The 12,771-nt window shown below is 67.9% G+C and carries 14 protein-coding genes; 11 read left to right on the plus strand and 3 right to left on the minus strand.

Translation table 11 applies throughout. The features are described 5' to 3' along the window. The first annotated feature begins 40 nt into the window (after positions 1 to 40). From ACT6S0_RS14850 to ACT6S0_RS14895, 10 genes are all read left to right on the plus strand, one after another. Positions 41 to 433, plus strand: a complete 393-nt coding sequence (locus tag ACT6S0_RS14850) for a COG4315 family predicted lipoprotein (RefSeq protein WP_056261455.1) — start codon at positions 41 to 43, stop codon at positions 431 to 433. 61 nt (positions 434 to 494) lie between these two features. Continuing rightward, entirely contained in the window at positions 495 to 998 is a 504-nt protein-coding gene (locus tag ACT6S0_RS14855) for an RNA polymerase sigma factor (protein WP_004306467.1), read from the plus strand. Between the two features lie 19 nt (positions 999 to 1,017). After that, entirely contained in the window at positions 1,018 to 1,944 is a 927-nt protein-coding gene (locus ACT6S0_RS14860; protein WP_056261458.1) for an anti-sigma factor family protein, read from the plus strand. A 170-nt stretch (positions 1,945 to 2,114) separates the two neighbouring features. Beyond that, positions 2,115 to 3,500, plus strand: a complete 1,386-nt coding sequence (locus ACT6S0_RS14865; protein ID WP_031943584.1) for a YncE family protein — start codon at positions 2,115 to 2,117, stop codon at positions 3,498 to 3,500. Then, on the plus strand, positions 3,497 to 3,859 hold the full coding sequence (locus tag ACT6S0_RS14870; RefSeq protein WP_004306461.1) for a DUF305 domain-containing protein: 363 nt from the start codon (positions 3,497 to 3,499) through the stop codon (positions 3,857 to 3,859). Before ACT6S0_RS14865 ends, ACT6S0_RS14870 begins: the two co-directional genes overlap by 4 nt. Positions 3,860 to 3,929: 70 nt before the next feature. After that, positions 3,930 to 4,463, plus strand: a complete 534-nt coding sequence (locus tag ACT6S0_RS14875; RefSeq protein ID WP_056264113.1) for an RNA polymerase sigma factor — start codon at positions 3,930 to 3,932, stop codon at positions 4,461 to 4,463. Beyond that, complete coding sequence (locus ACT6S0_RS14880) at positions 4,460 to 5,092, plus strand: hypothetical protein (protein ID WP_004306457.1); 633 nt, start codon at positions 4,460 to 4,462, stop codon at positions 5,090 to 5,092. The genes ACT6S0_RS14875 and ACT6S0_RS14880 overlap by 4 nt, the downstream gene beginning before the upstream one ends. Continuing rightward, a complete protein-coding gene (gene sorT, locus ACT6S0_RS14885; RefSeq protein ID WP_056261462.1) occupies positions 5,089 to 6,315 on the plus strand; it encodes a SorT family sulfite dehydrogenase catalytic subunit in 1,227 nt (408 codons plus the stop codon). Before ACT6S0_RS14880 ends, sorT begins: the two co-directional genes overlap by 4 nt. 2 nt (positions 6,316 to 6,317) lie before the next feature. Then, complete coding sequence (sorU, locus tag ACT6S0_RS14890; RefSeq protein ID WP_056261465.1) at positions 6,318 to 6,686, plus strand: SorU family sulfite dehydrogenase c-type cytochrome subunit; 369 nt, start codon at positions 6,318 to 6,320, stop codon at positions 6,684 to 6,686. 477 nt (positions 6,687 to 7,163) lie between these two features. Next, positions 7,164 to 7,502 (plus strand): YnfA family protein, encoded by a 339-nt coding sequence (locus ACT6S0_RS14895; protein ID WP_444764588.1) that lies wholly within the window; start codon positions 7,164 to 7,166, stop codon positions 7,500 to 7,502. 35 nt (positions 7,503 to 7,537) lie between these two features. On the opposite strand, the gene ACT6S0_RS14900 is transcribed toward ACT6S0_RS14895, so the two are convergent. From ACT6S0_RS14900 to ACT6S0_RS14910, 3 genes are read right to left on the minus strand one after another with little or no spacing between them, the layout of a single operon-like run. Continuing rightward, entirely contained in the window at positions 7,538 to 8,596 is a 1,059-nt protein-coding gene (locus tag ACT6S0_RS14900; protein ID WP_444764589.1) for a DMT family transporter, read from the minus strand. A 4-nt stretch (positions 8,597 to 8,600) separates the two neighbouring features. Next, complete coding sequence (locus ACT6S0_RS14905; protein ID WP_444764590.1) at positions 8,601 to 8,981, minus strand: hypothetical protein; 381 nt, start codon at positions 8,979 to 8,981, stop codon at positions 8,601 to 8,603. Positions 8,982 to 9,005: 24 nt separating this feature from the next. After that, on the minus strand, positions 9,006 to 11,768 hold the full coding sequence (locus tag ACT6S0_RS14910; protein WP_444764591.1) for an efflux RND transporter permease subunit: 2,763 nt from the start codon (positions 11,766 to 11,768) through the stop codon (positions 9,006 to 9,008). A 112-nt stretch (positions 11,769 to 11,880) separates the two neighbouring features. Here ACT6S0_RS14910 and istA point away from each other — a divergent pair. After that, a partial coding sequence (gene istA / locus ACT6S0_RS14915; protein WP_444764592.1) for an IS21 family transposase occupies positions 11,881 to 12,771 on the plus strand: 891 nt, incomplete at its 3' end.

Below are 12,771 nucleotides of genomic sequence, written 5' to 3' on the forward strand. Positions count from 1 at the left end.
CCACGCTGCCCGATCCGCCACCACCTCCACGGAGCTTCCCATGTTCAAAACCCTCGCCATCGCCGCATCTGCGGCAACGTTTCTGGTCACTGCCGGCTGTGCCAACCTGGCTGAGCCGCCTGCCAAGGCGCCCGCCATGTTGTCTGGCGGCGCGCTCGTCACACCCGCTGGCATGACCCTCTACACCTTCGACCAGGACGTGGCGAACAGCGGCAAGAGCGCCTGCAACGGCGGCTGCGCCGCGCTCTGGCCGCCGATGATGGCCACCGCCACCGACCGGACCACGGGTGCCTACAGCATCGTCACTCGCGACGATGGGTCACGCCAGTGGGCCTACAAGGGCAAGCCGGTGTACACCTACAAGGCCGACCAGAAGGCCGGCGACCGCAGCGGCGACAACTTCAAACAGGTCTGGCACATCATCAAGGAATGACGCCTGTACACCCGCCTGCACACCCAGCTTCGCGCGGGCTCACCCCATCTTCAACATCTTGATGAACGACGACCATCAACTGCTGAGCTGGGTGCCGCGCTTGCGCCGCTATTCCCGGGCGCTGGTGAACAACCGCGACGACGCCGACGACCTGGTGCAGGACACGCTGGAGCGGGCCTGGGCCAAGTCGGGCCTGTGGGGCAGCGTGGCGGACATGCGCGCCTGGCTCTTCAGCATCATGCACAACCTGCACGTCGATGGCGTGCGCCGGCCCAGGCTGCACACCGTGACCATGGACGATGACACCCCCGAGGTGCCGGTGATGCCGACGCAAGGCGACAGGTTGGCGGTGCTGGACCTGCAGGCCGCGCTGGACCTGCTGCCCGTCGAGCAGAAGGAAGTGCTGCTGCTGGTGGCGCTGGAAGACATGGCCTATGCCGACGTGGCGCAGGCCCTGGGCATTCCCATCGGCACGGTGATGTCGCGCTTGTCGCGCGGCCGTGAGCGCCTGCGCGGCCTGATGGAAGGTCGTGCCGAACCCGTGCGGCTGAAGGTCGTCAAATGAATGCATTGCGAAGCACCCTATGAGTACCGATCGCCCATCGCCGCCCACCCTCCCGCCCACCCCCCCGGTCACCGAGGCCGAGCTGCATGCGTTTGTCGATGGCCGTCTGCCCGCAGAGCGTGAGGCCGAGATCGCTGCCTACCTGGCCGCGCGCCCCGACGATGCGCAGCGCGTCGAGGCCTACCGTGCGCAGAAGCGCGAGCTGCACGCCCTGTTCGACCCCGTGCTGGACGAGCAGCCGCCGCAACGCCTGCTGAAGTCGGCGCGCCCGCGCGCCGTATCGCCGACGCCTTGGTACCTGCAGCGCTTGGCCGCCGGGCTGGCTATCGCCGTCATCAGCGGCGCCACGGGCTGGGGGCTGCGCGGCGTCGGACCTGGAACAGCCGGTGACGATGCAGCCCGCATGGCGGCTGTGCAACCGGCCCCAGGTGGTTTGACTTTGGTGTCTGCGGGTGGCTTCGCGCAGCGTGCCGCCGTCGCGCACGCGGTCTACAGCCCCGATGTGCGCCGGCCCGTGGAAGTGGACGCCGCGCACGAAGACCAGCTCGTGGCCTGGCTGTCCAAGCGCATGGGCGCGCCGATGAAACCGCCGCACCTGCAGGCGCAGGGCTACACGCTGGAAGGCGGGCGCCTGCTGCCAGGTGGCCAGGGGCCGGTGGCTCAGTTCATGTACCGCAACGAGCAGGGCAGCAAGCTGACGCTGTACGTGTCCAATGACGTCGCTGACGTGGGCAGCGCCGCGGGCTCGGGCGGGGCCGCGAAACCGGATGCGAAACCGGGTGCGAAGAACGCTGACACCGCCTTCCGCTTCGCGCAGGAAGGCGCCGTCAACGTGTTCTATTGGGTCGACGGGCCCTTCGGCTATGCGCTGTCGTCCGACGCCGACCGCAGCGTGCTGGCGCGGGTGTCGGCCGAGGTCTACCAACAGCTGGGCGCACCGCGCTGAAGGCCACGGCAAGTCCCGCAGCGCAGGCGGTTTGCACCGCCATCGAATGAATTGGCCTGAAGCGCGCTCTTTGCTGCGAGCGCCTGACGCACCGACACAGCCCGTCGTTGGGTGCAAGGTCGCGCGTCACAGGCCCCAGTCCACCTTTGCACTGAACAAAGAAAGCACCCATGACCACCCAACGTCGCGACATCCTCAAATACTCGCTGGCCGCCGCAGCCGCCAGCGCGCTGCCTGCAGCGCAAGCCCAGGCGCCGTCCAGCGCCGCCGCCGCCACCGGCATCGACCCGCGCGACCGCGTCTTCATCACCAACGAAGACTCCAACACGCTGGTCGTGATCGACCCCAGGACCAACACCGTCGAGAGCACCATCAACCTGACCAGCTTCGACGAAGACCCGCGGCCGCCCTTCCGCTATGTCACCGCCGGCGTGGCGCCGACGCACGCGGCGATGATCCACAAGCCGCTGTACCACGGCTGCATCGACGCCCACGGCGCGGTGCCGTCGCCCGACGGCCGGCTGCTGGCCACCAGCGGGCGCGGCTCGAGCAACATCTACCTCGTCGACGCCGAGCAGCGCCGCGTCATCGGCAACACGCCCAACCCGGCCGCTGGCATGACGACCAACCCCGAACGCCTGAGCAGCGGGCTGCTGCTGGGCCGCGAACCGCACGAGCCCACCTTCACGCGCAACGGCAAGGAGCTTTGGGTGACGCTGCGCGGGGAAGACCGCATCGCCATCGTCAACGTCGAACTCGCCCTGCGTCAGTTGAAGGGCACCGACAACACAGGTTCGACGGCCATCCGCCAGTTCCTGCCGACGATCAACGGCCCGGCCCAGGTATGGTTCAACCGCGAAGGCACGCTGGCCTTCGTGGCCAGCCAGAAGGTGTCGCAGGTCGACGTGTTCCGTGTCAACCCGGGCGCCGATGGCCACAGCCAGCCGCAGCGCGTGACGACACTGGACATCAGTGCGCAGGACAAGCCCGGCTTCACGCCCTTCATGAAGACCACGCCCGACGGCGCCGAGGTGTGGTTCTCGCACAAGCTGGCCGATGCGCTGTCTTCTCGCTCGACGCGGGGCGGTTTCGACCTCATTGACAGCGTGCCGCTGGGCATGGGCGCGCGGCCCAACCACGTCGAGTTCGTCAGCAACGCGCGCGGCAGCGTGGTCTATGCCAGCCTGGCGCGCATCGACGACGGGGGCCCCGGCGGCGTCGCCTCCAGCCCCATCGCCATCATCGACCGCAGCGCAGCCAGCGGCCAGCGCAAGGTGGTCGGCACCTTCTTCAGCCACGGCCGCGAATCGCACGGGCTGTGGACCAACCCCGAGAACACGCTGCTCTACGTGGCGCACGAGCAGGACGAACTGCCCGGCACGCCCAACGCCGGCCAGACGGTGTGCAGCGCCTTCGACGTCAGCGACCCGCTGAAGCCGGTCTTCATCGCGCAGATTCCGCTGGGCAACCTGACCCTGCCTTCCGGAGCGCTGCGCAACAAGAAGAGCATCAACCTGGTCTACGTGCGCGTGGGTGCCAAGGGGCAGACTGCATGAAGGGCATGAAGGGCATGAGGGGCGGACACGCCCAACATGGAGTCAGTGCCTTCGAGCGCGAGATGGACGCTTCGATGGCCCGCATGATGCAAGACATGCACGGCCCGGGCTTCGTGGGCCAGGCCGACATCGACTTCCTGGCGATGATGATTCCGCACCACGCCGGCGCCGTCGACATGGCGCGGCTGGTGCTGCAGCACGGCCGCGACCCGGCCACGCGGCAACTGGCGGAGGAGATCATCGCCGGCCAGACCATCGAGATCGAGAGCATGACGCGGCGGCTGGCGGCCTTGCAGCAGCGCTCTAGCGCGGGTTCGGCAGCCGAATTTCCATCGCTGGGTGGCACGCGCGGGCCGTGATGCCCAGCCTGAGGGTAAGCACTGACGATGGCGATGGAATGAACCGCAGCGCTGTCCGCTCTTGATCACCATGCTGTTCCAGTCTGCCGAGTCCCGCTACAACCAATGGGTGCGGGACCATTACCGCTTCCTGCTGCGCAGCGCCTGGGCGCTGACGGGCTCGCGTGCCATCGCCGAAGACGTGGTGCAGGACTGTTTTGCCAACGCCTGGAAGCACCGCGAGCAGTTGCGGGATGGGGCGTTGGCGCGGGCCTGGCTGTTCCAGATCATGCGGCGCGCCGCCTTCCGCCAGGCCGCGCCGGGCATGCAGTCGCTGGACGACGACGAGCAGCCCGAGCAGGCCGCCCCCGACGCCGGGCTGGACGACAAGCTGGACGTGGTCAAGGCGCTCGCGCGGCTGGCGCCCATCCACCGCGAGGTGCTGGTGCTGTTCTATTTCGACGACATGCCCACCGCGCAGATGGCCGAGGCGCTGGAGATTGCGCCCGGCACCGTGCTGTCGCGCCTGGCTCGCGCGCGCGACGCGCTGAAGCAGGTGATGGGCGTGCCAGTGCGGGCACCCGGCGGCGCCCAGGTCACGCCCTTGCGGAAGACCCCGTCATGAAGCGCGAACTCCGGCCGCCCGAGTTGCCCGACAGCGCGTTCGACTTGCGCACGCGCGCCGAACTGGCGCTGGCCTTCGAGCCCATCGACGCCCCGCCGCACTTGTACCGCAAGGCGCAGCCGCTAATGGCGCGGCGCAGCTTCCAGCGCGCCGTGCTGGGCCTGCTGCTGGCAGGCAGCGGCACCGGCGCCGTGCTGGCCATGCGCCCGCCAGAACTCGTGCGCGGCGCCATCGAACACGAATACTTCGAGCGCACGCTGCGCGGCACCTTCATGGCCAGCGCGCCCTTGCTGCAGCACCTGGGGCTGGCCGGCCAACAGGTGGTGCCCGGCTTCCCGCAGCTGATGCGGCCTTGCGACATCGACGGCCACCTCGTCTACCACCTCACCACCTTCTTCGAGAAGGGCGGCATGGTCACCGTGTTCGCCTTCGACAAGGCGGTGGCGCTGACGGAGGGCAGCGGCTGGTGGGGCAACGTGCACTGGAAAGTCATCACCTCGCGCGACGGCAAGCCGCTGGTGCTGGTGGCGCAGAAGAAGCAGGCCCTGGCCGTGGCGCAAAGCCAGTTCGGTCCAGCCACCGACATGTCCCCACCGAATTCCACACCGACCCCCAAGGAGACCCGATGAACAAGACCTTGAACTCGCTGCCGCGGCGCCAGATGCTGGCCGGCAGCGCCAGCGCCCTGGCCGCGGCCGGCCTGGCCACTTTCACGCGCGGTGCCGCCGCGGCTGGCGAAACCCCAGTGGCCAGCGCCACGCCCAAGCCGCTGCCCGCCTACGTGGCGTGGAAAGACCCGGCCAGCGTCATCGTGCACAGCAGCACCACCATCGAGACCAAGCGTGCAGCCTTCGGCAGCGGGGTCATCACGCCGGCCGAGCAGCTCTACATCCGCAACAACCTGCCGGCGCCCGACGCGTCCATCGTCGCCGACCGCGACGCCTGGCAGGTGGCCATCGAAGGCGTGAAGGCGCCGCGCACGCTGACGCTGCGCGAGCTGAAGACGATGGGCGTGGAGACGACCGCGATGGTGCTGCAGTGCTCGGGCAATGGTCGCGGCTACTTCCCCAGCAAGCCCAGTGGCACACCCTGGCAGGTGGGCGCGGCGGGTTGCGTGATGTGGACCGGCGTTCCGGTGCGCGTGGTGGCCGAAGCGCTGGGCGGCGTCGTGCCGGGCGCCGGTTACCTGACCGGCACCGGCGGCGAGAAGCTGCCCGAAGGCCTGGACCCGCTGAGCATCATCGTCGAGCGCTCGGTGCCGGCCGCCGCGATGGCCGACGCGCTGCTGGCCTGGGAGATGAACGGCGTGCCGATCTCGCTGGCCCACGGCGGGCCGCTGCGCCTGATCGTGCCCGGCTACACCGGCGTGAACAACATCAAGTACATCAAGCGCCTGGCCTTCACGGCCAAGGAAACCGAGGCGAAGATCATGTCGCACGGCTACCGCATCTCGCCGCCGGGCGGCAAGGGCGACCCGAGCCAGCCGTCGGTGCAGGAGATGTCGGTAAAGTCGTGGATCAACTCGCCGGCGCCTGATGCATCCAGCGTCAAGGCCGGCCTGGTGCAGGTGCAAGGCGTGGCCTTCGGCGGGCTGAACGGCATCAAGCGCGTCGAGGTGTCGCTGGACGGCGGCAAGACCTGGAACGACGCGCGGCTCACCGGGCCCGACCTGGGCCGCTATGCCTGGCGACAGTTCGTGCTGGCCGCGAAGCTGCCCGCTGGCAGCCACACGCTGGCCAGCCGCGCCACCGACACGGCCGGCAACGTGCAGCCCGAACAGCGGATGGAAAACGCCGGCGGCTACAACAACACGAGCTGGGCCGACCACGCCGTGAAAGTGACGGTGGCCTGAACATGCGCAACACCATCCACCAGCACTTCGTGGTGCATGCCTTGAAAGTCGCGTCGGTGCTCGTCGCAGGCCTGGCACTGCCCGCTCTGCCCGCGCTGGCGGCCGACGAAAGCGCGCAACTCGTCCTGGGGAAGAAGCTCTTCCTGCAGGGCGTCGTCCCGTCGTGCGCCGTGTGCCACACCTTGCAGGCCGCAGGTGCCGAGGGCGCCGTCGGCCCGGTCCTCGACGAGTTGAAGCCCGACGCCGGGCGGGTCGCGAAGGCGCTGCGCAACGGGCTGGGCCAGATGCCCTCGTACAAGGACAAGCTCACCGACGCAGAGATTGCGGCGCTGGCGCTCTACGTGTCGAAGGCCAGCGGGGGTGCCAAGTGAAACTTCAGGTGGGTGGAATCTGTGGTGCATCCCCACCGATAAAGGCTCGTCCGCGCGGGCCGCAAGACGCTGACTGGCACCGAAACGCAGGGCATCTTCATCGGTCGCCGCCGTCGGCAGCGACTGCTTCTCAACTCCTCGACAGACTGGATTGGGTCGATAGCGCGCGGAGGCCAACGCCGTTGGCTTGCCACAAAGCTGTCGTCGCTCGCGGCGCAGCTTCACAAGCAGGCCCGCCGAGGTGACGTCGGTGGGGTCACGCCCCACTTGGTTGCAGCCGCTGTCTTCGATCGCACCGGCATGCTTGGCTAGGCCGGTCGCAAGAACCAGCGCCCGCCAGTCGCAATCTTGTGGCGCGAGTCCCACCTACTCTGGCGCCCTACGAGGACTCCGTGTGACTGAGCCCGCAAGGTAGAACCTCAAGCCACTTGAGGATCAAGCGCTATCTACGCGCAAGACGATGACGAAAATGCCCCGATGGACCTCCTCAAAACCTTTGGGCTCTTCGTGGCGACGGCCGTCGCTGAGATCGTCGGCTGCTACCTGCCGTATCTGTGGCTCAAGCAGGGCAAGTCGCCATGGCTGCTGGTGCCTGCAGTCATCAGCCTGGCGGCCTTTGCGTGGCTGCTGGCGCAGCACCCCACCGCAGCCGGCCGTGTATATGCCGCCTATGGCGGGGTCTACATTGGCGTCGCCATCCTCTGGCTTTGGCTGGTCGACAAGGTTCAGCCGTCGACAACGGATTGGGTGGGCGTTGCCGTCTGCTTGATCGGCATGCTCATCATCATGTTCGGTTCGCAAGGACAGCACGTATAGGGAGTGCTGCACCGTCGGCTTGGGCGGGAGCTGTTTCAGTGACCATGTCCGTGATGAGCATCCGGAACATGGGCATGACGGTGTCGTTTCGGCTCGTGCCGATGCGAGTGGCTATGCGGGCCTTCACGCATTGGATCGTGGTGATGGTCGTGATGCCCATCGTCGTGACGGTGAGCGTGTTCATGGTCCAGCGCCTCGTGGTGATGCTCATGGTCATGCGACTCGGCCAGATGCAAGGCGACGCCAAGCAACATCAGCAGCCCGCCCAGGGCCAGGCCCCAGCCGGCTGAACGGTCGCCCAATCCGAATGCCAGTGCCGCGCCGATGAATGGGGCAAAGGCGAAGACCGAGCCGGTGCGGGCCGCGCCGAACTCGCGTTGCGCCAGCAGGTAGAAGCGCAGGCTGAGACCGTAGCCGGTGGCGCCGATCACCACCAACCCCGCAGCCGGGCCGAGCCCGGGTACGGGCTCCCTGGCAACGAAGGCGAGCACCGTCGTCGCAGCAACACCCAGAGCGGACTTGATCAGCACCACCTGGCCCGGGTCACGTTCGGCGAGCGCCCGCGACAGTGTGTTGTCGGTGCCCCAGGCGGCCGTGGCTGCCAGGACCGCCAGCAGCCCGAGCCACTGGCCGCTCGCCGCCAAGCCCTGGTCGAGGATGATGAGCACGCCGCCAGCGAGCAACAGCAGCATCGCGGCCCAGACGCGCCGGTCCATGGTCTCGCCGTATAGCCGCCAGGCCAGCACCGCCGTGAAGAGCGCTTCCAGCGTCAGCATCAGGGACGCGCCGGTGCCGCTCGTCCGCTGCAGTCCCCAGGCCAGCGCCACCGGGCCGATCACGGCGCCGAAGAGGGCGACGCCCAACAGACGCGGTGCGTCGGATCGCAGCACGCGCGCCTCCTTCTCCACCCGCCGCCGCAACAACGCGCCGATGATGGCCGCGCCGGCATAGAGCAAGGCGGCTGTGGTGAACGGGCCCGCGCCCCGGCCCAGTTGCTGCACCATGGGCGTACTGACGCCGAACAGCGCCGCAGCCATCAGGGCCAGCAGCCCCCCGCGGAGGGCGGGCAGGCCGTGCCAGTGCTTGCCACTCATGGGATCACTTCACCGTGAACTTCAGCGTCGTCGTCTTGCCGTGGACGTTGTTCAGCACCGCCACCACCTTGGCCCCGGGCGCGATCTTCACGCCGGTCGCGCGCAGCTTGTTGCCTTCGGTGGCCTTGATCTCAGCCTCGGTCTTCTGAGCGCCGTTCAGCACGGTCAGCTTGCCGGAGATGCCTGCGGAGGGCATGTCCTTGTCGTGGTCGACGAGGTAGAGGGTCGCGCCGTCGGCGTCAGCCACCAGCTCGTAGCTGATGTCATTGGCCACCTGCACCGTGCCGCCGTGGCGGGGCTTGGCCGCACCGTGGGCCATCGCGGCGTTCATCGCCAGGGCGCTTGCGGCCAGGAGGGAGGCTGTCAGCAGTTGCTTGGTCTTCATGAGTACTCCGATCTGATTGAGGTTCTAGAACGCTTGCTCTGCCTGGCCCGAGGACTCGGCATCTCGTAACAGCCGTGTCAAGGGTCGCTCGCCCACCAGCCAGAACATGATCGGCGTCAGCACCGTGTCCAGCAGTGTCGAGCTGACCAGACCGCCGAAGATGACGACAGCCACCGGGTGCAGGATCTCCTTGCCCGGGTCGTCGCCGGACAGCAGCAGCGGCGTCAGCGCAAAGGCCGCTACCAGCGCCGTCATCAGCACCGGCGTCAGCCGCTCCAGCGAGCCGCGCACGATCATCGACTGACCGAAAGCCTCGCCCTCGAAACGGCACAGGTTGATGTAGTGGCTGACCTTGAGGATGCCGTTGCGCGTGGCGATGCCGGCCAGCGTGATGAAGCCCACCATCGTGGCCACCGACAGCGTCACACCCGCCAGCCACATCGCCGTGACGGCGCCGATGAGCGCCAGCGGGATGTTGGCCATGATGACCCCAGCCAGCACGGCCGAGCGATAGCGCGTGTAGAGCACCAGGAACATCAGCGCCAGCGATACCAGCGACAGGCCGACGATCAGCCGCGTCGCCTGCTCCTGCGCCTGGAACTGCCCCTCCAGGCTGACGAAGGCGCCGGTCGGCAGTGCAGTCTGTGCGATGACTTGGCGGATGTTCGCGATGACCTGCCCCATGTCGCGGCCATCGGTGTTGGCATAGACGACGATGCGCCGCCGGCCGTTCTCGCGGCCGATCTGGTTGGGCCCGTCGGTCTCCTCAACGGTGGCAATGCTGGACAGCGGCAGCCGCCCGGCCGGCGTGTCGATCAGCGTACGTGCCAGATCTTGCGGCCCGCGCTGGTCGTCCGGCAGGCGCAGCACCAGGTCGTAGCGGCGCTGGCCGTCGACGATCTGCGCCCCGTGCGCACCATCGGTCAGCGCCTGCAGGACGCGCATCGCCTCGCCGGGCGACAGGCCCGTCTGGGCCAGCTTGCGTTGGTCAAAGCGCACGGCGATCTGCGGGATCAGCACCTGCTTTTCAACCGTCAGGTCCACCAGACCCGGCACGCTGCTCAAGCCGACGCGCATTTGCTCGGCAAGGCCGCGCAGCGTGTCGGTGTCGTCGCCATAGATCTTCACGGCGATCTGCGCGCGCACGCCGGACAGCAGGTGGTCGAGCCGGTGCGAGATCGGCTGACCGATGGCGACCTGGGCGGGCAGCGATGCCAGTTGGGCACGGATGCTCGCCATCACCGCCTCGCGGTCGACCGGCTTGCCGTCGCGCTTCAGGTCGACGTCGATCTCGGCGGAGTGCACGCCCTCGGCATGCTCGTCAAGTTCGGCGCGGCCGGTGCGGCGGCCAACCTGTGTCACCTCCGGCACCTGGGCAATCAGCGTCTCGGCGAGCGCCCCCATGCGGTTGGCCTCGGCCAGCGACGTGCCCGGATTGAACAGCAGCGACAGCACCAGTGAGCCCTCGTTAAAGGCCGGCAGGAAGGCGCGCGGGAAGAAGGGCACGCTGGCCGCCGCCACCACGACGGCCAGCACCGCCGCGCCAATCAGCAGTCGGGCGCGCAGGAACGACCAGCCCAGCAGCCGGCTGTCCCAGCGCTTGAGCCGCGCCACCAGCGGGCTGTCGCCATGGTCCAGCCGCTTCATGCCCGGCAGCAGGAAGGCGCTCAGCACCGGCGTGACGGTCATCGACACCAGCATCGACGCCAGGATGGACACGATGTAGGCGATGCCCAGCGGCGTGAAGAGGCGCCCCTCGATGCCCGGCAGCGCGAACAGTGGCACGAAGACAAGCACCACGATCAGCGTCGCGTAGACGATGCCGGAACGCACCTCCACGCTGGCAGCACGCACAACCTCCAGCACCGGCTTGGGCTCGGCCAGAAGGCGGTTCTCGCGCAGGCGGCGCTGGATGTTCTCGACGTCGACCACGGCGTCGTCCACCAGTTCGCCGATGGCGATCGCCAGGCCGCCGAGCGTCATCACGTTGATGGACTGGTCGAGCCAGCGGAACACCAGGGCCGTCACCGCCAGCGACAGCGGGATGGCCACCAGCGAGATCAGCGTCGTGCGTGCCGACAGCAGGAAGGCGAACAGGACGATGGCCACCATGATGGCGCCGTCACGCAGTGCGCCCGTCACGTTGGAGATCGAGGCCTCGATGAAGTCGGCCTGGCGGAACAGCACCTTCGGCGCACTCAGGCCCTTCGGCAAGCCGGGCTTGAGTTCATCCAACGCGGCCTCGATCTGACGCGTCAACTGCACGGTGTCGGCGGCCGGCTGCTTTTGCACGCTGACGATGACGGCCGGCGCACCCGCATAGCCGGCATCCCCGCGCTTGAGTGCGGCGGCGAAGCGCACGTTGGCCACCTGCTCCAGCAGGATGGCGCGGCCGTCCTTCCAGGCGACGGCGATGCCCTGCAGGTCCTCGATGCGGTTGGTGCGACCAACATGTCGGATCAGGTATTCGCGGCTGTTCAGATCGATGAAGCCGCCGCCCGCATTGCTGGCAAAGCCGCGCAGCGCCTGCTCGATCTGTGTCAGCGACACACCGACCTGGGCCATGCGCACCGTGTCGGGCTCGACGCGCAGCGTGCGCACCTCGCCGCCAATGGGAATGACCTGGGACACGCCGTTGATCGCGAGCAGGCGCGGCCTCAGCACAAAGTCCGCGTACTCCCGCGCCTGCATCGGGCTGGCCTGGCTGCCGAGTGGCAGCGCGATCAGCATGACCTCGCCCATGATGGACGAGACCGGCCCCATCGTGGGCGTGATGTCACCGGGCATGTTGGCGCCGACCGAAATTTGACCCACCTACAGCGATAGTGCCGATCCAAATTTGACCCGGGTGTTCGACCTACCCTGCCTCTTTCTTGAGCAGGGAGAAGGAGTGATCACCATGGCCATGATTGGCAAGGTCAAGCGGATGCATTTCCGCGAGAAGAAGTCTGTTCGAGAGATCGTGCGGCTGACGAGTTTGTCGCGCAACACGGTGCGCAAGTGGTTGAAGGCGGCGGTGCTGGAAGCACCCAGCTACCGGCGCGGTGAGATGCCGGGCAAGCTCACGCCGTTCCACGAGTCGCTCAAGCAGGCCCTCAAGGTGGATGCGCACCGCCCGAGGCATGAGCGGCGCACGGCGCGGGCCCTGCACGCCCAGATCAAGCTGGAGGGCTACAGCGGGGGCTACAGCCGCGTCACCGACTTCATCCGGGCCTGGCGCCAGGGCGAAGGCCAGTCCATCTCCACCAAGGCCTTCGTGCCGCTGGTCTTCGAGCTCGGCGAGGCCTTCCAGTTCGACTGGAGCGAAGAAGGGCTGGTGGTGGGCGGCATTTACTACCGCATGCAGGTCTCGCACCTGAAGCTGTGCGCCTCGAAGGCGTTCTGGCTGGTGGCCTATCCCAGCCAAGGCCACGAGATGCTGTTCGACGCGCACACCCGCTCGTTCGCGGCACTGGGCGGTGTCGCCCGGCGCGGCATCTACGACAACATGAAGACGGCGGTCGACAAGGTCAAGAAGGGCAAGGGCCGCGTCGTCAACAAGCGCTTCGCCGTGATGTGCGCACACTACCTGTTCGACGCCGACTTCTGCAACGTCGCCTCGGGCTGGGAGAAGGGTGTCGTCGAGAAGAACGTACAGGACAGCCGCCGTCGCATCTGGATCGACGCGGCCAAGCTCAAGTTCGGCAGCTTCGTCGAACTCAACGCCTGGCTGGGCGACCGGTGTCGCGCCCTGTGGGACGAGGTCCGCCACCCCGAGCACGACCAGTTCAGCGTGGCCGAGATGCTCGAG

The sequence above is a fragment of the Roseateles sp. genome (genome assembly GCF_052436255.1).
Taxonomy (GTDB): domain Bacteria; phylum Pseudomonadota; class Gammaproteobacteria; order Burkholderiales; family Burkholderiaceae_C; genus Pelomonas.